Genomic DNA, 25,722 nt, shown 5'->3' with positions numbered 1-25,722 from the left:
CGGTCCCCGACCGGCGGTTGACGTGGGCCGGTGGCCGGGGCAGTCTCGGCGCCTTGCCGGAACGGGAGTCGTCATGAGAGTGCCGCGGGGCCCGGGCGGTGCCGCGCCCGTCGAGTCCTTCCGCGACTGACGGTGTGCGCGATGGCGGTGGGCAGCGGCGCCCCGATGCGTGAGCCCGGTGGGGGTGGGGCCACCACCGGGCCGGTGGACGCCGGCACGGGCGTGCCGGTCCGCCAGTTCGTGCTCCTCGCAGCGCGGCTGCTCGAAGCAGGAGGCGTGGCGGAGGTGCTCACCCAGGTGGCGCTGGCCGCCCGTCGGCTCCTGTCCACCGTCGACGCCGTCAGCGTCACGGTGCACAGCGGCGACGGCTTCCGCACCCCGGTCAGCCTGCAGCCGGCGGCGGCGGCACTCGACCAGGTCCAGTACGACACCGGCGCAGGCCCCTGCGTGGCCGCGGCCCGGATGACGGGACCGGGCCTCGTCGTGGGCCGCGACCTCGCCGCGTCCGGGGAATGGCCGGTGTTCGCGCGGGTCGCGGTGGACCGCGGGTACGGGTCGGTGCTGTCCGCGGCCCTCGCGCCCGATCCCGGGTCCGCGGTGGCGCTCGGTGCGCTGAACCTGTACTTCCGCCGTCCCCACGCCCCTGACGCTGCAGTCCAGGACGTCGCGCTACTGCTGGCCACGCACGGCGCGCTCGCGCTCGCGCACGCCCAGGCCCTCAGCTACGGCGTGGTCCAGCACGGGCGATTGCGCAAGGCGGCGGCGCTGCGCCGCTGACCGAATCGGGATGACCGGCCCGGCTCCGGTTGGCAGGCTGGGGGTGTGATCGAGAGACTCCGCACCGACCACCTGCACCCGACCTCCGGCTACCACCACGTGACGATCGCGAGCCCCGGCCGGCTCGCCTTCCTGGCAGGCCAGATGCCGATGGACGGGACGGGGGAGCGGGTCGTCGGGGTGGGCGACCTGGACCGCCAGGTCGACGTGACGATCGAGAACACGCAGCGGGCGCTCGACGCCGCCGGTGCGCGCCCCGAGGACGTCGTCCGGTCGGTCGTGTACGTGGTCGGCGGGCAGGAGGCCGCGACGGCCGCGTGGCACCGCTTCGCCTCCTCCCCGATCGGTGCGGCGTTCACCAGCGCCAGCACGCTGCTCGGCGTCGCCGCCCTCGGGTTCCCCGACCAGCTCGTCGAGCTGGAGCTGACCGCGGCCCTGCCCTGACGGCACCTACGCGGCGACGGCCTTCCGCAGCGTCCGCAGGCACAGGGCGAGGGCGTCGTGCTCGGGCACGTCGTCCTCGCGGGTGTGCAGCCAGGTGGAGAACAGCAGCGACCAGAGCACGGACAGGATCCACTCCGGGGTGAGGTCCGGGTCCATCGTGCCCTCGGCGTGGCCGCGCCGCACGAGCTCGAGGACGGCGCGGTCGGACTCGCTCATGTGGTCCTCGGGCGGCCCGAACAGCTGGGGCTCGCTCAGCATCAGCATCGGCCCGTCGCCGAGGGCGAAGTAGGCCTGGCAGACCCGTTCCAGCGCGGCCAGCGCGGGGCCGTCCTGCGGCCGCGCGCGCTCGGTGGCCGACGCGATCTGCTCGACCAGGTCCGCGGTGATGCCGGCGATCAGGTCGGCGCGCTCGGGGAAGTAGCGGTGCATCGTGGTGCGTCCCACGCCTGCGGCGCTCGCCACCTCGGCGAGCGACGCGCCGGATTGCTGGGACAGGATGCTCACCCCGGCGTCGAGGATGGCGCGGCGCGTGCGCGCACGAGTGCTGCTCGGGGCGGCATCGAGCTCCTTGACCACGTGGTGACAGTACCGCACTGCGCCATAATGGAACTGGTTTGACGAGAACGGAACAGTCGTGTTCCACTATCGGCCATGAGTACTCCAGTCGCGGTGTCCGGGCTCCACCTGATCCGGGCGATCGCCCGGCCGCACCTGCGCACGCTGCTGCTCGGCCTGGCACTGGCGCTTGCCGGTTCCGCGACCAGTCTCGCCACACCGATGGTCACGAAGTGGATCCTCGACTCGCTCGGCGCGTCGGCGTCGCTCGCCGGGCCGATCACCGCGCTGGCCGTCCTGCTCGTGGTCGGTGCCGCGATCTGGATCTGCGAGTGGATCCTGCTCGGGACCCTGGGGGAGCGGGTCGTGCGCTCGGCCCGCGAGTCGATGGTCCGCCGCTTCCTGCGCGCGACCGTCCCGGGCATCACGCGGCGGTCACCGGGAGAGCTCGTCGCCCGCGTCACCTCCGACACCGTGCTGCTGCGCGAGGCCGTGGCCTCCAGCCTGGTCGGCCTGGCCAACGGGGTCGTGATGCTCGTCGGCACGCTGGTCCTGATGGCGGTGCTCGACCTGGTGCTGCTGGCCACGACCGTCGCCGCGGTGATCGTGGTCGTCGTCCTGTTCGCGGTGCTGATGCCCGCCATCGCGACGGCCCAGGAGCGGGCCCAGGAGCACCTCGGCCGGCTCGGGGGCGTGCTGGAGACCGCGTTGCGGGCCATCCGGACGGTGAAGGCGAGCCGGGCGGAGGAGCGCCAGGCCGCGGGGATCCTCGCGCACGCCGACGCGTCGATGCGCCACAGCGTCCGCGCCGTGCGCCGGGAGGCCGTGGCGTGGACGATCTCCTGGGCCGGGATCCAGACCGCGATCATCCTGATCCTGGGCGTCGGCGCCTGGCGCGTCGGTGCCGGGCTGCTGGAGGTCTCCACCCTGATCGCCTTCCTGCTCTACGCGTTCGGGCTCATGGAGCCGATCATGGAGCTGAGCCAGAACCTCACGGCGCTGCAGGCGGGCATCGCCGCGGCCCGCCGGATCGCGCAGGTCGAGCAGCTCGAGCAGGAGGACACCGGTTCCGCGCAGCCGGGCACCACCGCTCCGCAGGGCGCGACCGGTGCGGTGCTCGAGCTCCGCGACGTCGTCGCGGCCTACGGCCCGGAGCAGGCGCCCGCCGTCGACGGCGTCGACCTGGTGGTGCCGGCGCGCGGGCACACCGCGATCGTCGGTCCGTCGGGTGCGGGGAAGAGCACGCTGTTCGCGCTGCTGCTGCGGTTCCTCGAGCCGCGGCGCGGCGAGATCCTGCTCGCCGGGCGCCCGTACCGGGAGCAGACGCCGGACGAGGTGCGGGCCCGCCTGGCCTACTTGGAGCAGGAGACGCCGGTCGTGCCCGGCACGGTCCGCGACAACCTGCGCTTCACCCACCCCGACGCGAGCGAGGACGAGCTGCGGGCGGCGCTGGAGCGGGTGCGGCTGCTCGACGTCGTCTCCGCGCTCGACGGGGGCCTCGACGCGCCGCTGTCGTCCTCGTCGCTGTCGGGAGGGCAGCGCCAGCGGATCGCGCTGGCCCGCGCGCTGGTGCGCACGCCGGACGTGCTGCTCCTGGACGAGGCGACGGCGCAGGTCGACGGGCTCACCGAGGCCGCCGTGCACGACGCGATCCGCGAGCAGGCCCGCCTCGGCGCGGTCGTCACGGTGGCCCACCGGCTCTCCACCGTCGTCGACGCCGACATGATCGTGGTCATGGAGGACGGGCGGGTGCGGGCGCGCGGTCGCCACGAGGAGCTGTTGGCCTCCGACGAGCTCTACCGGGGCCTCGTCGAGGCGTTGCGCATCGGTCCGCAGCTCGCGCCGGCGGGTTGAGCGTCAGCCCGTCTCGCCCGTGTCGGCGTGCGCGGCGCCCACCGGCTTCGACTCCGGTGAGCCGCGCTGGCGCAGGTAGACCCCGAGCACGGCCATCGATCCCACCGCGAGCATCTCGGACTGCCAGTTCTGCAGGGTGCGGTTCCAGAAGTCCGCTTCGGCGAGGTAGCCCAGCCAGGTGACGGGATCCTGCCTGCTGCCGAGCTGCTCGGAGTTGAACGCCGCCCAGCCGGTGACGGACTGGGCGAGCCAGGACAGGACGAAGATGCCGCCCATCACGATCCCGAGGGAGCGGGAGAACAGCAGGCCGCGCCAGTCGTCGAGCCGTGCCCCGCGCGGTGAGTCGTCCCGGGCGTGAGCACCGACGAGCTGCTCCACGTCCGACTCCGGGCCGGCCTTCTCGACGTCCTTCGACTCGGGCGAGCCCTTCTGCACGAAGTACACCGTGGCGAAGATGTAGAGGAAGAACTGCAGGTACTCCGACTGCCAGTTCTCCACGACGTCCACGGCGAACGTCGAGGACGTCACGTAGTGCGCGAGCGAGACCGGATCGGCCCCGTCGGAGATCTGCTGGTCGTTGTACTGCGCCTGACCGGCGAAGGCCTGGCCGACGAGCATGAGCAGGAACAGGCCGCCGAACACCAGCCCGATCCCGTTGTTGCGCAGGGTCGTCCGCACGGCGCTCACCGCCCCATCAGCCCGAGCAGGGTGAAGTACACGAGCCCGACCACGATCACGGCCAGGTACGCCACGAACAGGATGCGCACGGATCTCACGGCCCCTCCAGACTGCACGTGTAAGGGGCATCGCCGTTCGCCGTGCAGCCGGCCGCGATGACCTTCCAGCCGTCGGCGGTGCGGGTGAGGAACAGCGTGTCGTCGGCGAGGCGGACCTGCGCCTCGTCGCCCCAGACCTCCGTCTGCTGCACCTGACCGCCCGACGGTGCCACGTCGGCGACGGCATCGGTGCACGTTTGCGGACCGTCGTGCTCGAGGCTCGCGCGGGCGGCCGGGGCGAGCAACGCGCAGCGGGCGGCGGGGTCGCCGGTGGCGAAGTCGGCGGCGGCGCGTTCGACGTCGGGACGCTGCATCGCCGAACAGCCGGCGAGGAGAACGGCGGCGCCGCACAGGGCGACCGTCCGCGGAAGATTCATGATCATTTCTACCCCTCCGCTCGTCCCGCGAAACGCCGGGCAGGCGAGCCGGATCACCGGATCGGGCGCCGTTGGGACTCCTGAGGGTGAACGCGGCGTGGAGCCGCCCCGCCCGCGCGCCCGCGCATGATCCGATCCGCGTCATCGGATGATCACAGCGCCTGATCACGGCGTCGGGAGGTGGCGGTGCTCGCGGTGGTCCTGGCGGCGGTGCTCGCGTTCGCCGTCCCGGCAGGCGACCCACCGCCGTCACCTTCCCCGGAGGGCGAGCGCGCCCTCGCCGAGCTGCACCCCGCGCGGGCACTCGCGCCCGGCGTCAGCCATCGCGAGCTCCGCACCACCGCGGCCGCCGGCCAGGTGCTCGGCGACGTCGTCGAGGTCGACCTCGGCGTCTCGTCGGTGCACGCCGACCTGCTCACCCCGGGGGCCGTGGCCGCCCGCGGACCGATCGCGGAGATGGCGAACGGCACGGACGCGGTGGCCGGCATCAACGGCGACTTCTTCGACATCGGCGCCACCAACGCTCCGACCGGGCCGGCCGTGATCGACGGCCGACCGCTGAAGGCGGCGGTGCCGCAGGGCCGCCGGATGGGCCCCGCCGTCCCGGGTGCCGAGACCGACCACGTGTTCACGGTCGGCACCGACCGCGTCGCCCGCATCGACCGGCTGCGGCTGGACGCGCGGGTGGAGGCGCCGTCCGAGACGATCCCGGTGGTGGCGCTGAACCAGTACGCGGTGCCCGTCGACGGGATCGGGATCTTCACGCCCGAGTGGGGTGAGGTCGAGCGCGGCCGGACACTCTGCGGCACCGACGTCGACCGGAACGCCCCCTGCGCGGCCGAGCAGGCGGAGGTGCAGGTGCGCGACTCCACCGTGGTGCGGGCGGGGCCCCCCGGCGCCGGTCGGATCCCGGACGGCGAGCTCGTCCTGACCGGGCGGGAGCAGGGTGCCGAGACCCTGCGCTCGCTGGAGGTCGGCGACCCGGTCGAGGTCTCCTACGAGCTGGTGCCGGAGAGCGGCGAGTCCCCCGAGTTCGCCGTCGGCGGCAGCCCGATCATGTTCGCCGGTGCGCCCGTCGCCGACCTCGACGACCGGGAGCGCGCGCCCCGCAGTGCCGTCGGCACCAGCTCCGACGGCCGGCGCCTCTGGCTGCTCACCCTCGACGGGCGGCAGTCCGACAGCGTCGGGGCCACGCTGCGCGAGCTCGCCACGCTGCTGCGCGAGATGGACGTGGACGACGCCGTGAACCTCGACGGCGGCGGCTCCTCGACGCTCGTCCACCGCTCGCCCGGCGCCGGCGAGGTCACGATCGTCAACGACCCGTCGGGCCCCTCGCCCCGGCTGGTGCCCAACGGCATCGGGATCTACAGCGGATGAACGCGCACGTCACCGGATCGAGCGGCGAGGGCGGTCCGAAGATCGGGTACTGCAGTGGAGCGAGGGGCGGAGGTGAGCGAGGGTGCCCATGGACCTGTCGAGTCGGCGCCGGTCGAACCGGGAACTGTCGGGCCGTGGCGAGTCCGTCGCCATGATGTGGCAACGCGTCCGCAGGGCCCGCGCCGAGGAGCGGTCGGCACGGGCGCTGCACGCCGCCGAGCACGCGGCCGCGGCGGCGGCGGAGCGCTACCGGGCGCTGCGCAGTGCGGCCACCGAAGGGGTCGGCCCGTCCACCGGCGCCGAGGGTGGTGGTGCCCCCCGCGGCCCGATGCCCACCTGGCAGCAGTTGCTGCTGCTCATCGTCGGCGGCGGCCTGCTCAGCGGGCTGCTCGTCATCTGGTTGCTCGCGGCCGCCTACGTCGGGCCCGCCGCCATGCTCGTCCTGCCCACGATCGCCGGGCTGGTCGCCGGGTTCGTCGTGCTGCGGCGCCGGCACCCACCGGCGCCGAAGCCCCTGCGCCACCGCCCGTCCGTCGCCGACCTCGTCCGGGCCACGCAGGAGCTGCACGACGCCGAAGCGGCGCTGCAGCGCGTGCGGAGCGGGCACGACGGGTCGGGCGAGGTGAGCGCGCCCGCTCCGGAGCCCCCGCAGGCTCCCGTCCCGCGACCGGCCCGGCCGCCGTGGCCCGCCCCCGGGGCTCCGCAGACCTGACCTGGCGCGTGACCCGGGACACCCTGGACCACTACTGGACACGATGAGTTAAATTCTGCGCGCACGAATACCCCGTTCGGGCCCTGACCGTCGTCCGGTCAGGCGTCTTCGCTCCCCGGGAGTGCGCACGGTGAACACGGACCGTAATTACTCGGCGACGTCCCGCGTCGACGGGCAGCCCCGCGCGCGCCGAGCCGGGATCAGCGTCGACGCGCTCGTCCAGCGGGAGGCCGCCGCGGCCGCCGGGCGCCCGGGTGGGGCCCATCGCCGCGCGCCGCGCCGCGGAGTCGCGCCTGCCCCGCTCTTCGCCGCCACCGCCGTGGCGGGTGTCGCCGCGGCGAGCGTGTCCTCGGTGGTCGTGCTGTCCGGAGACACGGCCCCGACCGGCCTGGTCACCGGTGACGTCCGGGCTGCCGGCCACAGCAGCACCGATGCCGGCGGCATGCTGTTCACGGCCGAGTCGTCGACCGGGGCTCCCGACGCCGGGCACCAGCTCGTCGACCCGGGCCGGATCGCCGCGCTCGCCCGCCTCGCCGCGGGCGCCCCGACGGTGCTGGCCTCCGTCGCGCTCCCGCAGTGGCTCCCGCCCGCACCGGGTCCCGCGGCGCCGGTTGCGCCTCCCGTGGCACCGCCCGCCCCGCTCGCGGCCGTCCCGGCCCCCCTGGCTGCGTCCCCCACTTCTGCGAGCCCGGACGAGCGCGACGACCCCACCCGCAGCCGTGCGACGCAGCACGCCTCGGACGACCGCTCGCACGACTCCTCGCCGCGCCCTGACCGCCCCGGCGAGGACCACCACGACGGCAACGACGACGACCCGCGACCGAGCCCGTCTCCCAGCCCGTCGCCGGACCCGTCGCCCAGCCCGTCGCCGGATCCTGAGCCCACGCCCGACCCGACGCCGGATCCCGAACCCACGCCGGACCCGGAACCGACTCCGGACCCCGAACCCACACCGGACCCCGAACCCGAGCCGGAGCCGGAGCCGACGCCCGAGCCGACCGACCCGCCCGGCGGCGACCACGGCGAGGACCCCTCCGGCCCGCCGGACGGCGGTTCGGACGGTGGCGGTTCGGACGGTGGCGACTCAGGCGATGGTGGTTCGGACAGCGGTGGTTCGGACAGCGGTGGCTCCGGCGGCGGTGGCTCCGAAGACGGTGGCTCCGACGGCGGTGGCTCGGGTGGCGGCGATGGTGGCGGGAGCCGGCAGTAGCGCGTGACCGCATACGTTCGCCGGTTGTGAACTGCGGCGGCTCGCCGTGCGGGCGAAAGGAACTCCGGGAAGAGGGATTCGCATGACGAACGGCACTTTCGTCGGCTAGGTACCGACGAGAGTGCCGTTCGTCCGGGGGAGCCTGGCGATTGGGGCTTCGCGTTCCGCGGAACGCGCCTGTGCACGACCCGGTCGACGTCATGAGTCTCGGGGCGCAGACCCATGGTGTCGATATGCTCGGGGAAAGCTCCTGTGGGCGGGCCGTTCCGGCTCGAGACCACTGCCGCCCGCCCCGGCCCGGTTCCGGGCGCAGTCGGCCGGGTCCCCCTGCCGCCGCCCGTCGGCGAGGCGGCCGGGTTGGCACAACTACCGAGAATTGTGGCTGGCCCGGCGGCCGTTCCCGACATGGCCCAGGCCTGTTCCGGACGAGCTCGTTGCTGCCGCGGCTCCCACCCGGACGAACGGCACTTTCGTCGGTACCTAGCCGACGAAAGTGCCGTTCGTCATGCGAATCCCGTTTCGGAGCCCACGAGTCAGCCGCGTTCTTGACCCCCTCGGCGCCGGGGGTCGGGCCGGGCGCCGGGGCGACCGCGAGCGACGCCTGGACGCGGGTGGGGCAGCGGTCTCGAGCTGGGTACGGCGCGCCCACCGCGGCTCGCCCTACCTGTCGCGAACGTCCGTGGCCACCGCACTCGCCCGGCTTCCCTCGCGCCGCTACCTGCCCCCACGGTTGAACGGAACACCAGGGTCGTCCACTCGTGATCGAACTGCGCTGGTGTTCCGCTCACCGCGTTCCCGCGGGACGGGCGGCCAGGGGTGTCAGCCGACCGGGCGGAGGCGCTCGGCCGGCCCGGCGCCGCGCGCGGCGTGCGCAGCGGTCCGGAGCGCGGCGAGCCCGCGGGCGATGTGCGGCTGGCTGCGGCTGCCGCGGCGGGTGCAGGTGAGGATGCGGCGCTGCGGGGCCGTCGGACCCGCCAGCGGCACCGCCACCACCGCGAGCTCGGCCGGGACCGGGACGAACCTCGGCTTGAGGCAGACGCCGAGGCCGGCGGCGACGAGCGTGGCCACGGCCGACCAGTCCATGGCCTCGTGGGCCGCCTTCGGGGTGAACCCGGCGGCCGCGCACGCCGCGGTGGTGATCTCGTGGTGGTCGCAGGTGCCGGGTGCGGGCAGCACCCACGGCTCCTGCGCGGCCTCCTCGAGGGCGACGGACGTCCGCTCCGCGAGCCGGTGGCGGCGGGGGAGGAGGAGGTCCTGCGGCTCGTCGAGGAGGGGGTGCTGCTCGAAGCGCGGGTCGTCCAGCGGGGGCCCGTCCTGGTGGGGCAGGGTGACGGCGATGTCGATGTCGCCGGTGAGGACGCGTCCGAACGCCTCCGCGGTCTCGACCTCCAGCACCCGGACGGTGATCTCCGGTCGGTGCGCGTGCAGGTCCTCGACGGCGGGGACGACCAGGGTGCGCAGGCTGGAGGTGAAGCCGGCCAGGCGCAGGCTCATGGCGGCACCGACGGTGTCGGCGTGCAGGTCCCCGCGAGCCCGCTCCCAGCGGGCGGCGAGGTCGTCGGCGTGGCCGAGCAGGGTGTGGGCGGCGGGGGTGAGGCGCACCCGGCGGCCGTCGGGCTCGAGCAGCGGCACCTCGAGCTCGTGGGCGAGCTGGCGGAGCTGCTGGGACACGGCCGACGGGGTCAGGTGCAGCGCCCGTGCCGCAGCCGTGACCGTGCCGAGCTGGTGCACCACGCGCAGGACGTGCAGGCGCCGCAGGTCGATCATGTAGCTGGATCGTACAGTCCCTTGTAAGAACGTGAAATGGACCTGACGGGTCCGGTGCGCCACGCTCGACGTGTGGATGCGACCTCCCCGACCTGCCCCGGCTGCGGCTGGCCCGTCACCGAGCCGTACCAGGTCCTCTCCCGGCACTCGACGTCCGAGGGCGTGCTCGTCTGGAGCCGCTGCCCGTGCGGGCGGTTGCAGGCGCACCGGGCCGACGCGGTCGTCGTGCGGTCGAACGGGTGCCGGCGCGCGCCGTAGCGCGCTCCTCAAATCAGGATCAAGAGGGTCGACGCGGCGCGTGCGCCACGTCACACTCCTTCGACATGACGGACTCCGCGCCACCCCAGGCCCAGCCCGAGCTGAAGCGGGCGATCGGACCGAAGCTCCTCCTCTTCTTCGTGGTCGGCGACATCCTCGGCACCGGCATCTACGCCCTGACCGGCTCGGTGGCGGGAGTGATCGGCGGCGCGCTCTGGTTGCCGTTCCTCGGCGCGTTCGTGGTCGCGTTCCTCACCGCGTTCAGCTACCTGGAGCTCGTCGGGAAGTACCCCGGGGCCGGCGGCGCCGCGCTGTACACGCACCGCGCGTTCGGGGTCCAGTTCCTCACGTTCATGGTCACCTTCACGGTGATGAGCTCGGGCGTGACGTCCGCGGCGTCGGCGGCGAAGGCGTTCGGCGACACGTACCTCAAGGAGTTCGCCGTCCTGCCGCTCTGGATCGTGGCGCTGGCGTTCGTCGCGGGCCTCGCGGTCATCAACTACCGCGGGGTGGGGGAGTCGGTCAAGGCGAACGTCCTGCTCACGTGCATCGAGGTGAGCGGCCTGATGATCATCATCTTCGTCGGGGTGTGGGCGATCGGCGGCGGCCAGGGGGATGCGAGCCGGCTCGTCGAGATCAACACGGACGACAGCGGGCCGCTGCTCGCGATCACGGGCGCGGTCTCGCTGGCGTTCTTCGCGATGGTCGGCTTCGAGGACTCCGTCAACATGGCCGAGGAGACCCGGGACCCGGTGCGGATCTTCCCGCGGGCGATGCTCGTCGGCATGGCGGTGGCGGGCGCCATCTACGTCGTCGTCGCCGTCATCTCCTCGATGCTCCTCCCCTCCGACGAGCTCGCCGCGGCCGGCAGCGGTGCCCTGCTCGCCGTCCTCGAGGTCGGTGCCCCCGGCTTCCCGCTGCAGCTGTTCGCCGCGATCGGGCTGCTCGCGGTCGTCAACTCGGCGCTGATCAACATGCTCATGGCGAGCCGCCTGCTGTACGGGATGGCGAACGAGCGCGTGCTGCCGCGGGTGTTCGCGACGGTGCACCCGAACCGGCGGACGCCGTGGGTCTCGATCCTGTTCAGCAGCGTCATCGCCTACGCGCTGGTCGTCAGCGTCGACCTGAGCGTGCTGGGCGGCACGACGGCGCTCCTGCTGCTCGCGGTCTTCACGATCGTGAACGTCGCCGTGCTGGTGCTGCGCAAGGACAAGGCCGAGCACGCGCACTTCCGGGCGCCGACATGGGCGCCGGTGGTCGGCATCGTCCTGTGCGGCTTCCTCGCGACGCCGCTGTCCGGGCGCCCGATCTCGCAGTTCGTGATCGCCGGGATCCTGCTGGCGATCGGCGCGGTGCTGTGGCTGGTCAACCACCTCGTCGTCGGCCGGGTGGAGTTCGACCCCACGCGCCTCGACGACAGCCGCGAGCACCCGCACGGCCCGCCGCGGTAGCGCCGCGGGTCAGCCGCCCCGGCCGACCGGCTCGTCGTGGTCGTGGATGTGCGCCTCGCCCGCGTGCTCGCTGTCGAAGTCGACGTGCGGCACGTGGGCGTGCTCGACTTCCGCGTGGTCGTGCGGGTGGCTGTGCTTGGACGCGAGGTGCTCGAACGTGCCCGCCGTCTCGCTCCAGTTGTGCGTGACGTGCCAGTGCTCGTGGTCGTGCACCGTCGCGTCGTGGGTGTGCTGCTCGAACTCCGTGCCCGCCATCTCGCCTCCCTCGTCGCCGATCCTCCCGGGTGCCCGCCCGGGAGTCCCGGAAACACGCGCTCAGCCGGCGGGCGCGATGACGACCACCAGGTCGTGCCGGTCACGTCCGGTGTCGCGGCAGTCGGGCTCGGTGCACTCCCGGACGGCCTCGGCGACCAGCACGAGGGTTCCGTGGCAGTGCTCGAGGTCGCGCGTGCAGTCGGGGCAGCTCACGAGGCCTTCTTCCGCCGCGCGGTCGAGCCGGAGGCGGCGGCCACGGCCTCCTGGAGCTGGTCGCGGCTCATCGAGGAGCGCCCCTTGACGTCGAGCTCGCGCGCCATCTTCGCCAGGTCGGACTTGCTGAGCCCGGACAGGTCGGACGCGCCGTCGGACGCGGCCTTCTGCTTCTTCCTCCCGCCGCCGCGGGCGTCGGCGACGCTGCGCTCCAGCGCCGCGATCAGGTCGGTCATGGCGGTCGGCTCGGGCGGCGCGGCCTCGGTGACGGTCTCGCGGCCGCGGCGCTTGTCCTCGACCAGCTTCTCGACGCGCTCGGTGTAGGTGTCGCGGAAGTCCTCGGGCTTCCAGGGCCCGCTCATCGCCTCGATCAGCCCCGTCGCCATGTCCAGCTCCTTCCCCTTGGGCTTGGCGGCCCCCGGGAGGTCGAGCGCCGAGCGGTCCCTGATCTCGTCCGCGAAGAACAGCGTCTCCAACGCGAGTGCCTCGCCGTCGGCGCGCAGCACGGTGAGGTACTCCTTGCCGCGCATCACGAAGGTGGCGACGCCCGCCCGGTTGGTGCGGGTCATCGCCTCGCGCAGCAGGCCGTAGGGGCGGGCGTACTGCTCGTCGGTCGGTGCGAGCCAGTAGGTCTTCTGGAAGAAGATCGGGTCGATCTCGTCGAGGTCGACGAACGTGGTGATGTCGATCGTGCGCGAGCGGCCGGGCGCGATGTCGGCGAGCTCGTCGGGTTCGACGATCACGTGCTCGCCGCCGCCGACGTCCTTCCCCTTGACGATGTCGGAGTACTCCACCTCCTTGCCCGTGCGCTCGTTCACCCGCTGGTAGCGGATGCGGTCGGAGGTGCCGCGCTCGAACTGGTGGAAGTGGATGGTGTGGTCCTCGGTCGCGCTGAACAGCCCGACCGGGATGGAGACCAGTCCGAAGCTGATCGCACCCGTCCAGATCGCCCGTGCCATGCCTGTCAGTACCCCGAACCCGTGGCCGCACACGCTCGACAATACGAGCAAGCGCTCGTAATCTGAGCCGAACACGAGAACTCGCTCGTGTTCATCGTGGAAGGCTGCCCATGCTCGGCCGTCTCGTCACCAGGGCTCCCCGGCGGATCCTCGCCGTCTCCGGGCTCGCCTTCGTCGTCTTCGCGGTGCTCGCCGCCGGAGCGGTCGAGGCCCTCTCGCTCAACCGCTACGAGGCGGGCGGCTCGGAGTCCCTCGCCGCCCGGGCCGAGCTCGCCGAGCGGTTCGGGACCGGCAGTCCCAACGTCGCCGTGCTGGTCACGCCGCGGGCCGGGACCGTCGACGACCCGCAGGTCGCTGCGGTCGGCGCCGCCCTCACCCGGGAGCTCGGCACCTTCCCGGGCGTCGGGGACGCCTGGTCGTACTGGAGCCCGGACGCCCCCGCCACGCTGGCCGCCGAGGACCGCCGCCACGCGCTGGTGCTCGCCTGGGTGCCCGGTGACGCCGACCGGGTGCGCGCCGAACTGCTGCCGGCGATCGCCGCGGAGGTGATCGACCCGCTCGCGACGGACGCGGTCGCGCTGCAGCTCGGCGGGGCCGACGAGGTGTTCCGGGTGGTCGCCGAGCAGTCGCGGGCCGACTTCGTCCGCGCGGAGCTCGTGGTGGTCCCGCTGGTCGGACTGCTGCTCTGGCTCGTCTACCGCAGGCTCGCCCCGGCGCTGGTCACGCTCGTGGCGGGCCTGTTCGCCGCGGTGGCCGCGCTGGGCATCCTGCGCGTCGTCGCGCTGTTCACCGAGGTGTCGACGTTCGCAGCGAACGTCGCGCTCGTCATGGGGATCGGCCTCGGCGTCGACTACGGGCTGTTCGTGATCTACCGGTTCCGGGAGGAGCTGGTCGCAGGGCGCGCCGTGGACGCGGCGGTGCGCGCGACCGTGCGGCACGCGGGGCGCACGGTGGTGTTCAGCGGCGTCACCGTGGCCGCGTCGCTGGCGGTGCTGCTGGCGTTCCCGTTCCCGTTCCTGGCCTCGTTCGCCTACGCGGGCGTCGCGGTCGTGGCCACCGCGGTGTTCGCCGCGCTCGTGGTCCTGCCCGCCGCGCTGCGGCTGCTCGGGCGCCGCGTGCTGCGCAGGCGCGAGCCCGTTCCCGGGGCGCAGGGCTTCTGGTTCCGCCTGGCCCAGGGCGTGATGCGCCGGCCCGTTGCGGCCGGCGGCGCCGGGGTGCTCGTCCTGCTGCTGCTCGGCGGGCCGGCGCTCGCCGTGGACTTCGGCTCGCCCGACGACCGGCTGCTGCCCTCCTTGCAGCCGGTGCGCGGGATGTACGACGCGGTCCGCGCCGAGTTCACCACGGAGGAGGCCGACGCGATCCAGGTGGTCGCCGCGGAGGCCGTGGACGTCGGGGAGTACGCCGCCGCGCTGTCGCGGATCGACGGGGTGCTGCGCGTCGACTCGGCCGCGGGCGCGTTCGCCGACGGCGCGCGCACGGGTGCCGCCGGGCCCGAGGGCCCGAGCCGGTTCCTCGCCCCCGACGGTGGGACGTGGTTGTCCGTGCTGCCCACCGGCGAGCGCCTCGCGTCGGACGCGCCCGGGCTGGTCGCCGACGTGCGGGCCCTGCCGGCGCCGGTCCCGGTGCTCGTCGGCGGCTACCCGGCGGAGGTGGCGGACTACCGCGACGGCGTCGTGGAGCGCCTGCCGCTGGTCGGTGGGCTGATCGTGGTGGTCACGTTCGTCGTGCTGTTCCTGATGACCGGCTCGGTGGTGGCGCCGCTGAAGGCCTCGGTGCTCAACCTGCTCTCGCTCACCGTGATGTTCGGCGTGCTGGTGTGGGGCTTCCAGGAGGGAGGGCTCGCCGGGTTGCTCGGCTTCACCCCGACCGGCCAGACCGAGCCGAGCATCCCCATCCTCATGTTCTGCATCGGCTACGGGCTCTCGATGGACTACGAGGTGTTCCTGCTCGCCCGGATCAAGGCCGACTACGACCGCACCGGCGACGTCGTCGGCTCCGTGCCGCGCGGGATCGCGCGGTCGGCACCGCTGGTCAGCGCCGCGGCCCTGATCCTCGCCGCGTCGTTCGCCGTGTACGCCACCAGCGGCGTCACGATCCTGCAGATGCTCGGCGTCGGCATGGCGCTCGCCGTGCTCGTCGACGCCACGGTGATCCGCGGCGTGCTCGTGCCGGCCGCGATGGCGCTCGCCGGGCGCGCCAACTGGTGGGCCCCCGCGCCCCTGCGGCGCCTGCACGACCGCATCGGCCTCGCGGAGGAGGCGCCGGACCGCGAGCCCGCCCGTGCCATGGATACCAGTAGCCGGTGACCGGGGATCACACGCGGACGGTGCCGGCCGCTCCGTCCAGCGTCACCTCCTGGCCCGTCGTGATGCGGTCCGTGGCGTCGGCCACGCCGACCACGGCGGGGATCCCGTACTCCCGCGCCACCACCGCGCCGTGCGAGTTCGGCCCACCCATCTCCATCACCAACCCCCCGGCGGTGAGGAAGAGCGGCGTCCAGCCCGGGTCGGTGGAGGGGGCGACGAGGATCTCGCCCGGCTCCAGGTGCGCGCCGACGGGGTCGAGCACGACGCGCGCGGGCGCCGTGACGGTGCCGGCGGAGGCGGGCGTGCCGACCAGCGCGCCCTCGACCGCTCCCGGACGCGCGACGGCCTCCGGCTCGGTGCCGTCGGAGAGCAGGACCCGCGGGACGTGCCTGCGCCGCAGCTCCCGGTCGTACTCGGCGCGGCGGGCGACGACGGTGGCCCGGTGGTCGGTGCCGGCCAGCGCGGTGCGCACCTCGGCGAGGTCGAGGAAGAACACGTCGCCGGGCGCGGCGAGCAGGCCGCGGGAGGTGAGCTCGCCGCCGATGGCGGCCAGCTGCGTCCTGGCGTGCGTGATCAGCCGCACGAGGTAGTCCTTGGGCGTCTCCCGCAGCCCGGCGAGCCGGCGCGCCCGGCGCAGGGCGAACCGCACCGCGGGCGCGCGCCACCACGACCGGCGCCGCACCCGCTCGACGGCGGCGGCGATCGCGGCGTCGGCCGCGAGCGCGCCGCGGGCGAAGACGGCGTCCGGGGCCAGCGCGGGGTCGTCGAGGCGCAGGTAGTTGGCGAGCACGCCGAGGATGTGGGTGGGGTCCTCCGACCAGCGGGGCATGCCCATGTCGATCTCGGCGACGGCCCGGTGGCCGTAACGGAGCAGGAACGCGGCGAGCCCGCTCTGCAGCGCGGGTGGCAGGGCGGCGTCGCGGTAGCGCCGTGCCAGCTCGGTGGGCGCCGTGTCCCGCAGCGCGGCCGCCGCTGCGCAGTCACCGCGCAGCGTGCGGGCGAGGGTCCACAGCCGCAGGTCCATCTCGGTGGTGCCGTTGTGCGGCAGCGACCGCAGCACGTCGTCGGCCGCCGCGTCGTCGAGGTCGGCCCCCGCGAGCCGCCGGGCCGCGGCGAGCAGGACCAGGCCGGCGGCCGCCGCCGGGAACACGCCGGGCATCACCGGGAAGGCCTGCCCCAGCACCCGCACGACGCGGTCGAGCCGTTGCGCGGCGCTGCCCTGCGGCGTCGACGCGGCGAGCGCACGGACGCGGTCGCCGATGCGCTCCACCCGCCGTCGTGCGGCCGCGGGGCGTGCCAGCGCCCGCGCGACCTGCGCCGGCACCCGGAAGCGGATCAGCACGCCCGCGAGGCGTCGGGCGAACCGCGCCCGCGACGGCCGCTCGACCGCGAGGCGCGGGTCGTCCAGCAACGAGCGGAACACCGCGGCCGAGCGCGACTCCATGATGTCCAGGATCCGGGGGACGACCGCGCGCCCCACGTCGGTGCGCAGGGCGGCGGTGACGTCCACGAACGCGCGCCCGCCTGCCGTGCGGAACGCGGGTGGGCCGGCCACCGGGTCGGGCACCGGCACCCCGAAGGCCAGCTCGGACGCCGTGGCGGCGATCACCCGGAACCCCGAGAGCCCCATCGGCGTCACCGGCCGGGTCAGGCCCTGCGCCAGGGTGGCGCAGATGTAGACGCGCAGCCCGCCGGGGGACGGCTCCGGGAGGGGGTGCAACGTGGTGATCGGGCGGGACTGGGTGAGCCATGGCGTGCCGCCCGCGTCGATGGCCCACTCGATGTCCTGGGGCGATCCGTAATGCGCCTCGACCATCCGGCCGAGTGCGACCAGCGCGGCGACCTGCGCGTCGGTGAGGCAGGACCGCCCGGGTCCGCCGGTCGCGGGCACCTGCTCGGTGCCGCCGCCGGGCAGCGGGCGTACCTGCACCGCCTTGTCGCCCAGCCGGCGCTCGACGACCACGCCGCCGTCGTCGACGACGAGGTGGTCGGGGTTCACCGCCCCGGAGACGACGGCCTCGCCCAGCCCGGGGCTCGCGTCGATCACGGTGCGGGTGCGCGTGCCCGTGACCGGGTCGGCGGTGAAGAGCACGCCGGCGACCTGCGCGTCGACCATCCGCTGCACCACCACCGCGAGGTGCACGTCGCGGTGGCCGATCCCCTGGGTGGCGCGATAGCTCACGGCCCTGTCGGTCCACAGCGAGGCCCAGCAGCGGCGCACGGCGTCGAGCACGGACTCGGACCCGACCACGTTGAGGAACGTGTCCTGCTGGCCCGCGAAGCTCGCCCACGGCAGGTCCTCGGCCGTCGCGGAGGAGCGCACCGCGACGGGGACGTCCTCGCCGAGGCCTGCGTAGGCCTGCCGCACCGCATCGGTGATCGCCACCGGGACGGCGGCCTCGCGCAGGGCCTTCCCGGCCCGCTCCGGATCGGTGCCCTCGACCGCGTCGAGCACGTCGTCGGCCACCTGCGCGTACGCCGCGGTGGTGACCGCGAAGCCGGGCGGCACCGGGAACCCCGCGTTGACCAGCTCACCGAGGTTCGCGGCCTTGCCGCCCACCCGGGGCAGTGCGTGCGCGTCGAGATCGCGAAGTTCGACGACGAACTCCTCGATGGCCATGACGCAACGGTAGCTCCGCGCGGCCAGAAACTCAACACTGGTTGAATAGTTGGGCAGGACGCGGAGCGTGACCGCCGGTTCCCCACGGGTGGACGCTGGCCTCGCGCGCGAGTGAGGTGTCAGATGGCGTGATGCCTGCACTCGCGCCCGTCGTCGTCGGTACCCGTCCGCTCTCCGCGCAGGAGGTCGTCGCCGTCGCCAGGGAGGGCGCGCCCGTCGCGCTGTCGGCGGAGGCGCTGGCGGAGATCGCCGCGAGCCGCAAGGTCGTCGAGGCGCTGGCCGATGACGTCGAGCCGCACTACGGGGTGTCCACCGGCTTCGGCGCACTGGCGACCCGCCACATCCCGCTCGAGCGGCGCGCGCAGCTGCAACGCAGCCTGGTGCGCTCGCACGCCGCCGGCTCCGGCCCCGAGGTCGAGCGGGAGGTCGTCCGGGCCCTGATGGTCCTGCGCCTGGCGACCCTGGCCACCGGCCGCACGGGCGTGCGGGCCGAGACGGCCGTCGTCTACGCCGAGATGCTGTCGGCGGGCATCACGCCGGTCGTGCGCGAGTACGGGTCGCTGGGCTGCTCGGGCGACCTCGCACCGCTGGCGCACTGCGCGCTCGCGGCGATCGGGGAGGGCGAGGTGCGCGACGCGGACGGCGTGCTGCGCCCGGCCGCGGAGGCGCTCGCGGCCGCGGGGATCGCGCCGGTCGTGCTGGCCGAGAAGGAGGGGCTGGCGCTGATCAACGGCACGTGCGGGATGCTCGGCATGCTCCTGCTGGCGTGCGCGGACCTGCGCAGGCTGCTGCGCACCGCCGATCTCGCCGCCGCGATGAGCGTCGAGGCCCTGCTGGGCACCGACGCGGTGTTCGCCCCGGACCTGCAGGCGCTGCGCCCGCACCCCGGGATCGCCGACAGCGCGGCCAACCTGCGGGCGGTGCTCGCCGACTCCGCGATCATGGCCAGCCACCGCACGCCGGCCTGCACGCGGGTGCAGGACGCGTACTCGCTGCGCTGCGCGCCGCAGGTGCACGGGGCCGCCCGCGACACACTCGCCCACGCCGAGGCGGTGGCCGGGCGAGAGCTCGCCTCGGCCGTCGACAACCCGGTCGTCACCGCCGACGGGCGGGTGGAGAGCAACGGCAGCTTCCACGGCGCCCCGCTCGGCTACGTGCTCGACTTCCTCGCGATCGCCGTGGCGGACGTGGCCTCGGTCAGCGAGCGGCGCACCGACCGGTTCCTCGACGTGGCCCGCAACCACGGTCTCCCGCCGTTCCTGGCCGACGACCCCGGCGTCGACTCCGGGCACATGATCGCCCAGTACACGCAGGCCGGGATCGTGTCGGAGCTCAAGCGCCTCGCCGTGCCGGCGTCCGTCGACTCCATCCCGTCCAGCGCGATGCAGGAGGACCACGTCGCGATGGGCTGGACGGCGGCCCGCAAGCTGCGGCGCGCCGTCGACGGGCTCGCGCGCGTGGTGGCGATCGAGCTGCTCACCGCCGCTCGCGCCATCGACCTGCGGGCCCCGCTCGCCCCCGCCCCGGCCACGGGCGCCGCGCGCGACCGGCTGCGCGCCGCCGTCGCGGGCCCCGGCCCCGACCGCTACCTCGCTCCCGAGATCGAAGAGGCCGTGCGGCTGGTGGCCTCCGGCGAGGTGCTCGCCGCCGCCGAGGCGGTGACGGGCCCCCTGCGCTGACTCACGGGGCGGGAGCAGCGGGGACCGGACGCAGGTTCCACAGCCGCACCGTCACGATCGCCGCGGTGACGGCGAGCAGGGCCGAGCCCACCGTCGCGGCGGTGGTGAACCCGGCGGTGAAGGCGTGCTCGGCGGTGGCGCGCAACGCCGCGGCTGGGGCGTCGGGGAGCTGCTCGGCCACCGCGACGGCGCCGCCGAGGGTCTCGGTCGCGGCGTCCGCGGCGGCGGGCAGGAGGCCCGCCGGCAGCGCGGCGCGGGTCTGCGCGGTGTAGACGGCCGCGGCGATGCTGCCCAGGACGGTGATCCCGAGCGCGCCGCCGAACTCGGCACCGGCCTCGCCGAGCCCCGCCACCGAGCCCGCCTTGTGCGGTGGCGCCGTGCCGACGATCAGGTCGATCGCCAACGGCGCGACCATCCCGGTGCCGAGCGTCACCACGGCGTACGCGGTCATCACCGCGGCCGGGGCGCTGTCCACGCCGACCCGGCTCACCAGCAGGAACCCGGTCGCGGCGACGAGCAGGCCCGCGCCGGCGAGCAGGGCGGGTCGCACGGACCGGGCGAGCCCGGTGACCAGCCCGATCCCGAGCACGGTCCCGGCGATCGCGGGCAGCTGCCACAGCGCCGCCGTGAACGGGCGGATGTCCAGCACGACCTGCAGGTACTGCACAGCGAGGTAGCCCATTCCCGAGCTGGCCACGACCATGACGACGTAGCCGCCGAACGCCGCGCTGAACGCGCTGTTCCGGAACAGACCGACATCGACGAGCGGGTCGGCCATCCGGGCCTGCCGGAGCACGAACACCGCGCCGAACGCCAACCCGGACACGACGGCGAGCAGCCCGGTCCACGCGACCGCGCCGGCGTGCACCAGCTCCTTCACCCCGTAGACCACCGGCAGCACGGCGGCCATCGACAGCAGCGCGCTGACCGGGTCGAACCGGGCCGGGTGCGGATCGCGGGACTCGGGGAGCAGTACCGGGCCCAGCACCAGCAGCAGCACCATCACGGGCACGTTGATCAGGAAGAGCGCGCCCCACCAGAACCGCTCCAGCAGCAGCCCGCCGACGATCGGGCCGAGGGCGAACCCGCTGGTGAAGGCGGCCGTCCAGATGCCGATGGCGGCGCGGCGCTGCGCGTCGTCGACGAACATGCCGCGCAGCAGCGCGAGCGTCGACGGGGCGAGCGTGGCGCCGCCGACCCCCAGCAGTGCCCGGGCGAGCACGAGCAGCTCGGCGCTGGGGGCGTAGGCGGCCAGTACCGAGGCGGTCCCGAACGCGGCGGCGCCGATGAGCAGCAGCCTGCGCCGTCCGATGCGGTCGCCGAGCGCGCCCATGGTCAGCAGCAGGCCTGCCATCAGGAAGCCGTAGACATCCATGATCCACAGCAGTTGCGGACCGGTCGGCGTGAGGTCGGCGGCGAGCCAGGGGGTCGCCATGAACAGCACGGAGAGGTCCATGGAGGCCAGGAGGGCCGGGAGTGCGAGCACGGCCAGGCCGGTCCATTCGCGGCGTCCGGCACGGGGTTCGGAGCGGGTCACGAGCCGGAATGGTACGAGCGTCAAGGACGCTCGTCTAGGACATTGTCCAAGACGGACGTCAAGGGGAGTCGTTAGGCTGCGCCCATGGGCAATCGGGAAGCGCTGCTCGCCGGGGCCAAGCGCTGCATCCTCGAGAAGGGGTACGCGCACACGACGGCGCGCGACATCGTCGCGGCGTCCGGCACCAACCTGGCGTCGATCGGCTACCACTTCGGCTCGAAGAACGCGCTGCTCGACGCCGCGGTCCTCGACGCGTTCGACGACTGGGGCGAGGACATCGAGGTCGCACTCGGTGAGCACCGCGGCGGCCCGGCGGTCGACATGCTGGCGGGTTTCCTCGACGCCCTCATCGAGAAGGTGCGCACCAATCGGCCCGTGGCGGCGGCGAGCGTGCAGTGGGTGGCCCAGGTCGAGTTCTCCGAGCTGGTCCGCTTGCAGCTCGCGCAGGCCTACGGCGGTGCCCGGCGGGAGTTCGCGGCGATGATGATGCAGGTCGAGGAGGACGAGGTCGACGACGAGACGGCACGCACGGTCGGTTCGCTGGGGCTGGCCCTGGTCAACGGGCTCGTGCTGCAGTGGCTCGTCGACCCCGACGGTGCGCCCTCGGGGCAGGACGTGGCCGCCGCACTGCGAGCGGTCGCGGCGCCGGCTGCCGCGCCGCGCTCATGACGCCGTCAGCGCGCGAGTGACCGCGCGATCACCAGCCGCTGTATCTGGTTGGTGCCCTCGAAGATCTGAGTGATCTTGGCTTCGCGCATGTAGCGCTCCACCGGGAAGTCGCGGGTGTAGCCGTAGCCGCCGAGCACCTGCACCGCGTCGGTGGTCACCTTCATCGCCGCGTCCGTGGCCACCAGCTTCGCCACGCTCGCCGCCCGCCCGTACTCGCGCCCGGCGTCGCGGCGGCGGGCGGCGTCGAGGTAGGTGGCGCGGGCGGAGCCGACCGCGGCAGCCATGTCGGCGAGCAGGAATCCGAGGCCCTGGTGGTCGATGATCTTCCGGCCGAACGCGGTGCGTTCGTTGGCGTACGCCGTGGCGGTGTCGAGGGCGGCCTGCGCGATGCCGGTGGCGACCGCCGCGATTCCGAGCCGTCCCGAGTCGAGCGCCGAGAACGCGATCGCCAGGCCCTGGCCCTCGGCGCCGATCAGGCGGTCGGCGTCCAGGACGGCGCCGTCCCAGTGCGCGGTGGTGGTGGGGACGGCGTGCAGGCCCATCTTCTCCTCGGGCCGTCCGAAGGACAGGCCCTTCGCCCGGCCGGGCGCGAGGAAGCAGGAGACGCCGCCGCTGCCGGGCGCCGTGCGGGCGAACAGGGCGTAGAAGCCGGCGCGGCCGCCGTGGGTGATCCAGGCCTTCGTGCCGGTGATGCGGTAGCCCTCGGCCACGCGTTCGGCCTTGCAGGCGAGCGCGCTCGCGTCCGAGCCCGCCTGCGGCTCGGAGAGGCTGTAGCCGCCGACCAGCTCGCCGGCGAGCATGCGGGGGAGCCACCGCTGCTGCTGCTCGGCCGTGCCGTACGTGGCGAGCGGGAAGCAAGACAGCCCGTGCACGCTCACCGCGACGGCCACGGCGGCCCACCGCGCGGCGAGCTCCTCGAGCACCTGCAGGTAGACCTCGTAGGGCTGGGCGCCGCCCCCGTGCTCCTCGGGGTAGGGCAGGCCGAGCAGGCCGGCCGCGCCGAGCGTGGCGAACAGGCCCTCCGGGTAGGTCTCGGCCCGCTCGTGCTGCTCCACGCGCGGGGCGAGCTCCTTGTCGGCGAGCTCGCGGGTGAGCGCGAGCAGGTCCTCGGCCTCCGTGGTGGGCAGCAGCCGGTCGACGGCCATGACGGCTCCTCGTATCGGTACTGAGAGGGGAACTCCAGTACCGTATAGAGTAGCTCGCATGTCGACCCCCGTCCGGCGGGGCGCGGTCCGCCGGGAGCAGCTGTTCGACGCCCTCGTGCGGCTGCTGCTCGCCGAGGGCTTCGCCCACCTGACCCTCGACGCCGTCGCGGCGCGCCTGCACTGCTCGAAGCGCACGCTCTACGCGCTCGCGGGGAGCAAGGAACAGCTGGTCCGGGCCGCGGTGGTGCACTTCTTCCGCGGAGCGACCGAACGGGTCGAGGGCGCCGTCGTCGCCTGCACCGACCCGGCCGCCCGCGTCGGCACCTACCTGCGGGCCGTCGCCACCGAGCTCGCGCCGGCGTCCGCGCGGTTCTTCGACGACGTCGCCGGCTTCCCACCGGCGGCCGAGGTCTACGAGCGCAACACCCGCGCCGCCGCGGCCCGCGTCCAGCAGCTGGTGGCCGACGGGGTCGCGGCGGGCGCGTTCCGGGACGTGCACAGCGGCTTCGTCGCGGACGTCGTCACCGCGACGATGGTGCGCATCCAGCAGCGGCAGGTCGCGGCGTCAACGGGCCTGGACGACGCGGAGGCCTACGAGCACCTCGCCGAACTGCTCCTGCACGGGCTCACGGCGCCCCCCGGGCCGAGCGATCAGCGCGTCGACGCCGCATCCGCGTCCCGTGCGTCGGGCAGCAGCGTGGCGGCCACGACGAGCACCACCCCGACGGTGAGCAGCGCGTCCGGGAGGTTGAACGTGGGGAACCAGCCGGTGTGGAAGTAGTCGGTGACCGCCCCGTCGACCGCGCGGTTGACGAGGTTGGTCACGGCCCCCGCCACCACCGCGGCGAGCCCGAGCACGCCGACGGGCGGCATCGTCGGCACCGTGGACCACGCGTAGCCCGCGATCGCGAGGGTGATCGCGCCGGTGACCGCGACGACCACCCCCGTCGGCAGGCCCGCGCCGAGGCTGAAGGCCACGCCGGTGTTGTGGGTGAGCCGCAGCTGCAGCAGCCCGAGGTCGACGGCGCTGCCGTCGGCGAGCAGCTCCTCGACGACCTCCTTGACCACCCACGCGAGCGCGACGAGGGCGACGACGAGGACGGCGAACTGCGCGCGGCGACGCGATCGGGAGGGGAGGGCCACACCCCCATCATGCCCAGCGGTGAGCGACCACCAGCTCGCGGTGCGGGTCGTGCGGGACCTGCGGCGCGCCGCTGACCACGAGCCCGGCACGTTCCCACGGGCGGTTCACGGCCTGGAACGGGTCCTCTGCCGCCTGCCACTCGGCCCACGCGAGCACCCGCGGCCTGCCGAGCAGGTCGAGCACCTGCGCCACCCGGACGGCCCGCCACGGACCCGCGACGGGCTCGCCCGCGTACAGGCGCATCAGACCAGGAAGCGGTACGCCGTGGTCCCCGGTGCGACGTGCTGGATCTTCAGCGGGCTGGCCTCCATCCGCTTCCACAGCGACTCGTAGCCGTCGCGTTCGGACAGCTCGAGGCCCACGAGCGCGGCACCCGTCTCGCGGTTGTCGCGCTTGATGTACTCGAACAGCACGATGTCGTCGTCCGGGCCGAGCACCTCGTCGAGGAAGCGGCGCAGGGCGCCCGGCTCCTGCGGGAACTCCACGAGGAAGTAGTGCTTGAGCCCGCGGTGGACGAGCGAGCGCTCGACCACCTCGGCGTAGCGGCTCACGTCGTTGTTGCCGCCCGAGAGCAGGCAGACGACCGTGGCGCCGGGGTCGAGCTCCAGCCCGTCGAGGGCCGCAGCGGCCAGTGCTCCTGCGGGCTCGGCGATGATCCCGTCGATCTGGTAGAGGTCCAGCATCTCGGTGCAGACGCGGCCCTCGTCCACCGTGGTCAGCTCGGCGCCGCTGTCGCGCACCAGCGGGAAGCTGACGTCGCCGACGCGGCGGACGGCGGCGCCGTCGACGAACGTGTCGAGCTCGGGCAGGGCCACCGGCCCGCCCGCGGCCAGCGCCGCCGTCATGCTCGCCGCCCCGGCCGGTTCCACGCCCACGAGCCGTACCTGCGGGTGCCGCGCGGCGAGGTATCCGCCGACGCCGGCGAGCAGGCCGCCGCCACCCACCGGGACCACCACGACGTCGGGGACCCGGCCCAGCTGCGCCACGACCTCCGCGGCGACCGTGCCCTGGCCCGCGATCGTGCGCAGGTCGTCGAACGCGGGGACCACCGTGGCGCCCGTGCGGTCGGCGTGCTCGGCCGCCGCGGCGGCGGCCTCGTCGTAGGTGTCGCCGCCCACCACCAGCTCCACGGCCGCGCCGCCGAGCGCGGTGATCCGCTCCCGTTTCTGCCGCGGGGTCGTGCTCGGCACGTGCACCCGGCCCCGGATGCCCAGCCGGCGGCAGGCGTAGGCCACCCCTTGGCCGTGGTTGCCCGCGCTGGCGCACACCGCACCCGCGGCCCGCTCGGTGTCGTCGAGCTGGGCGAGCAGGTTGTAGGCGCCGCGCAGCTTGTAGGAGCGCCCCACCTGCAGGTCCTCGCGCTTCATCCACACCTGCGCGCCGGCGGTCGTGGAGAGCCGCTCGCTGTGCTGCAGCGGCGTGGGCAGGGCTATGCCGTCGAGCCGGATGGCGGCGGCGCTGACGGCGTCGGCGAGGGGCTGGGTGCGCGGGTCGGTGCGGGGAACCACGGACCAATCGTCCTCCCGCCGTCGCAGGCCCGTGTGGAGGGGGCCGCCAGGCGGCCTGAGGCCGCCGCGACGGCGGCATGATCGCCACGACCCGCACGCCATCGTCGTCCCGGCCGCGATGGTGTGCGG

Annotated in this window: 24 protein-coding genes and 1 pseudogene; 12 read left to right on the top strand and 13 right to left on the bottom strand. The window is 74.3% G+C overall.

Features of this window, described 5'->3' with window-relative positions; all coding sequences use genetic code 11:
• Positions 1–141 precede the first annotated feature (141 nt).
• Together FB558_RS24420 and FB558_RS24415 are read left to right on the top strand one after the other, a co-directional pair.
• Positions 142–777, top strand: coding sequence for a hypothetical protein (locus tag FB558_RS24420; RefSeq protein WP_142057219.1), 636 nt, complete (start codon positions 142–144; stop codon positions 775–777).
• A gap of 45 nt (positions 778–822) precedes the next feature.
• A complete protein-coding gene (locus FB558_RS24415; RefSeq protein ID WP_142057217.1) occupies positions 823–1,221 on the top strand; it encodes a RidA family protein in 399 nt (132 codons plus the stop codon).
• A gap of 6 nt (positions 1,222–1,227) precedes the next feature.
• On the opposite strand, the gene FB558_RS24410 is transcribed toward FB558_RS24415, so the two are convergent.
• Positions 1,228–1,797, bottom strand: a complete 570-nt coding sequence (locus tag FB558_RS24410; protein WP_142057215.1) for a TetR/AcrR family transcriptional regulator — start codon at positions 1,795–1,797, stop codon at positions 1,228–1,230.
• A 75-nt stretch (positions 1,798–1,872) separates the two neighbouring features.
• On the opposite strand from FB558_RS24410, the gene FB558_RS24405 reads away from it, so the two are divergent.
• Positions 1,873–3,630 carry an ABC transporter ATP-binding protein gene (locus FB558_RS24405; RefSeq protein WP_142057213.1) on the top strand — a complete coding sequence of 586 codons (1,758 nt, stop codon included), beginning with the start codon at positions 1,873–1,875 and terminating at the stop codon, positions 3,628–3,630.
• Positions 3,631–3,633: 3 nt separating this feature from the next.
• Here the strand turns inward: FB558_RS24405 and FB558_RS24400 are convergent, their stop codons facing one another.
• Both FB558_RS24400 and FB558_RS24395 read right to left on the bottom strand, forming a co-directional pair.
• Positions 3,634–4,308, bottom strand: a complete 675-nt coding sequence (locus tag FB558_RS24400) for a DUF6766 family protein (RefSeq protein ID WP_142057211.1) — start codon at positions 4,306–4,308, stop codon at positions 3,634–3,636.
• A 94-nt stretch (positions 4,309–4,402) separates the two neighbouring features.
• Positions 4,403–4,840: a hypothetical protein gene (locus tag FB558_RS24395; RefSeq protein ID WP_142057209.1), complete on the bottom strand. Its 438-nt coding sequence runs from the start codon at positions 4,838–4,840 to the stop codon at positions 4,403–4,405.
• A gap of 129 nt (positions 4,841–4,969) precedes the next feature.
• On the opposite strand from FB558_RS24395, the gene FB558_RS24390 reads away from it, so the two are divergent.
• The 3 genes from FB558_RS24390 to FB558_RS44025 all read left to right on the top strand — a co-directional run bounded on the left by FB558_RS24390 (position 4,970) and on the right by FB558_RS44025 (position 8,082).
• Positions 4,970–6,160, top strand: a complete 1,191-nt coding sequence (locus FB558_RS24390; RefSeq protein ID WP_142057207.1) for a phosphodiester glycosidase family protein — start codon at positions 4,970–4,972, stop codon at positions 6,158–6,160.
• An 88-nt stretch (positions 6,161–6,248) separates the two neighbouring features.
• Positions 6,249–6,872 carry a hypothetical protein gene (locus tag FB558_RS24385; protein WP_142057205.1) on the top strand — a complete coding sequence of 208 codons (624 nt, stop codon included), beginning with the start codon at positions 6,249–6,251 and terminating at the stop codon, positions 6,870–6,872.
• A 130-nt stretch (positions 6,873–7,002) separates the two neighbouring features.
• Positions 7,003–8,082 (top strand): hypothetical protein, encoded by a 1,080-nt coding sequence (locus FB558_RS44025; protein ID WP_211366811.1) that lies wholly within the window; start codon positions 7,003–7,005, stop codon positions 8,080–8,082.
• Between the two features lie 819 nt (positions 8,083–8,901).
• Here FB558_RS44025 and FB558_RS24375 read toward each other — a convergent pair.
• Positions 8,902–9,849: a LysR family transcriptional regulator gene (locus tag FB558_RS24375; RefSeq protein WP_142057203.1), complete on the bottom strand. Its 948-nt coding sequence runs from the start codon at positions 9,847–9,849 to the stop codon at positions 8,902–8,904.
• A gap of 72 nt (positions 9,850–9,921) precedes the next feature.
• Here FB558_RS24375 and FB558_RS24370 point away from each other — a divergent pair, with 72 nt between their 5' ends.
• Together FB558_RS24370 and FB558_RS24365 are read left to right on the top strand one after the other, a co-directional pair.
• Positions 9,922–10,107 (top strand): hypothetical protein, encoded by a 186-nt coding sequence (locus tag FB558_RS24370; RefSeq protein ID WP_142057201.1) that lies wholly within the window; start codon positions 9,922–9,924, stop codon positions 10,105–10,107.
• A gap of 65 nt (positions 10,108–10,172) precedes the next feature.
• Complete coding sequence (locus FB558_RS24365; RefSeq protein ID WP_142057199.1) at positions 10,173–11,558, top strand: APC family permease; 1,386 nt, start codon at positions 10,173–10,175, stop codon at positions 11,556–11,558.
• Between the two features lie 9 nt (positions 11,559–11,567).
• Here FB558_RS24365 and FB558_RS24360 read toward each other — a convergent pair whose 3' ends face one another.
• From FB558_RS24360 to ku, 3 genes are read right to left on the bottom strand one after another with little or no spacing between them, the layout of a single operon-like run.
• Positions 11,568–11,813, bottom strand: a complete 246-nt coding sequence (locus tag FB558_RS24360; RefSeq protein WP_142057197.1) for a zinc transporter Slc39a7 — start codon at positions 11,811–11,813, stop codon at positions 11,568–11,570.
• A gap of 60 nt (positions 11,814–11,873) precedes the next feature.
• A complete protein-coding gene (locus FB558_RS43380; RefSeq protein WP_170231507.1) occupies positions 11,874–12,026 on the bottom strand; it encodes a hypothetical protein in 153 nt (50 codons plus the stop codon).
• A complete protein-coding gene (gene ku / locus FB558_RS24355) occupies positions 12,023–12,985 on the bottom strand; it encodes a non-homologous end joining protein Ku (protein ID WP_142057195.1) in 963 nt (320 codons plus the stop codon). Before ku ends, FB558_RS43380 begins: the two co-directional genes overlap by 4 nt.
• Positions 12,986–13,095: 110 nt before the next feature.
• Between ku and FB558_RS24350 the strand changes: the two genes are divergently transcribed.
• A complete protein-coding gene (locus FB558_RS24350; protein WP_142057193.1) occupies positions 13,096–15,291 on the top strand; it encodes an MMPL family transporter in 2,196 nt (731 codons plus the stop codon).
• Positions 15,292–15,298: 7 nt separating this feature from the next.
• Here FB558_RS24350 and FB558_RS24345 read toward each other — a convergent pair whose 3' ends face one another.
• Complete coding sequence (locus FB558_RS24345; protein WP_142057191.1) at positions 15,299–17,911, bottom strand: PEP/pyruvate-binding domain-containing protein; 2,613 nt, start codon at positions 17,909–17,911, stop codon at positions 15,299–15,301.
• Positions 17,912–18,042: 131 nt separating this feature from the next.
• Here FB558_RS24345 and hutH point away from each other — a divergent pair, with 131 nt between their 5' ends.
• Positions 18,043–19,590 carry a histidine ammonia-lyase gene (hutH, locus tag FB558_RS24340; protein ID WP_142059018.1) on the top strand — a complete coding sequence of 516 codons (1,548 nt, stop codon included), beginning with the start codon at positions 18,043–18,045 and terminating at the stop codon, positions 19,588–19,590.
• A gap of 1 nt (position 19,591) precedes the next feature.
• Here hutH and FB558_RS24335 read toward each other — a convergent pair whose 3' ends face one another.
• Complete coding sequence (locus tag FB558_RS24335; protein ID WP_142057189.1) at positions 19,592–21,127, bottom strand: MFS transporter; 1,536 nt, start codon at positions 21,125–21,127, stop codon at positions 19,592–19,594.
• An 84-nt stretch (positions 21,128–21,211) separates the two neighbouring features.
• Here FB558_RS24335 and FB558_RS24330 point away from each other — a divergent pair, with 84 nt between their 5' ends.
• The gene (locus FB558_RS24330) at positions 21,212–21,796 is read left to right on the top strand and encodes a TetR/AcrR family transcriptional regulator (protein ID WP_142057187.1); all 585 of its coding nucleotides are present in this window, start codon (positions 21,212–21,214) and stop codon (positions 21,794–21,796) included.
• A 5-nt stretch (positions 21,797–21,801) separates the two neighbouring features.
• On the opposite strand, the gene FB558_RS24325 is transcribed toward FB558_RS24330, so the two are convergent.
• Positions 21,802–22,941, bottom strand: a complete 1,140-nt coding sequence (locus FB558_RS24325; protein ID WP_142057185.1) for an acyl-CoA dehydrogenase family protein — start codon at positions 22,939–22,941, stop codon at positions 21,802–21,804.
• Here FB558_RS24325 and FB558_RS44715 point away from each other — a divergent pair.
• Positions 22,940–23,170 (top strand): annotated as a pseudogene (locus FB558_RS44715) (TetR/AcrR family transcriptional regulator); the annotation flags it as partial. The gene FB558_RS24325 and the pseudogene FB558_RS44715 sit on opposite strands and share 2 nt — an antisense overlap.
• 422 nt (positions 23,171–23,592) lie before the next feature.
• Here FB558_RS44715 and FB558_RS44710 read toward each other — a convergent pair.
• From FB558_RS44710 to ilvA, 3 genes are read right to left on the bottom strand one after another with little or no spacing between them, the layout of a single operon-like run.
• The gene (locus FB558_RS44710) at positions 23,593–24,084 is read right to left on the bottom strand and encodes a signal peptidase II (protein WP_142057181.1); all 492 of its coding nucleotides are present in this window, start codon (positions 24,082–24,084) and stop codon (positions 23,593–23,595) included.
• Between the two features lie 7 nt (positions 24,085–24,091).
• Positions 24,092–24,328 (bottom strand): hypothetical protein, encoded by a 237-nt coding sequence (locus tag FB558_RS24310; RefSeq protein ID WP_142057179.1) that lies wholly within the window; start codon positions 24,326–24,328, stop codon positions 24,092–24,094.
• Positions 24,328–25,593: a threonine ammonia-lyase IlvA gene (gene ilvA / locus FB558_RS24305; protein WP_281288676.1), complete on the bottom strand. Its 1,266-nt coding sequence runs from the start codon at positions 25,591–25,593 to the stop codon at positions 24,328–24,330. Before ilvA ends, FB558_RS24310 begins: the two co-directional genes overlap by 1 nt.
• Positions 25,594–25,722 lie beyond the last annotated feature (129 nt).

It is taken from the genome of Pseudonocardia kunmingensis, assembly GCF_006716445.1.
Classification (GTDB): Bacteria; Actinomycetota; Actinomycetes; order Mycobacteriales; family Pseudonocardiaceae; genus Pseudonocardia; species Pseudonocardia kunmingensis.
This window is presented reverse-complemented; position numbering and strand designations above follow the sequence as displayed.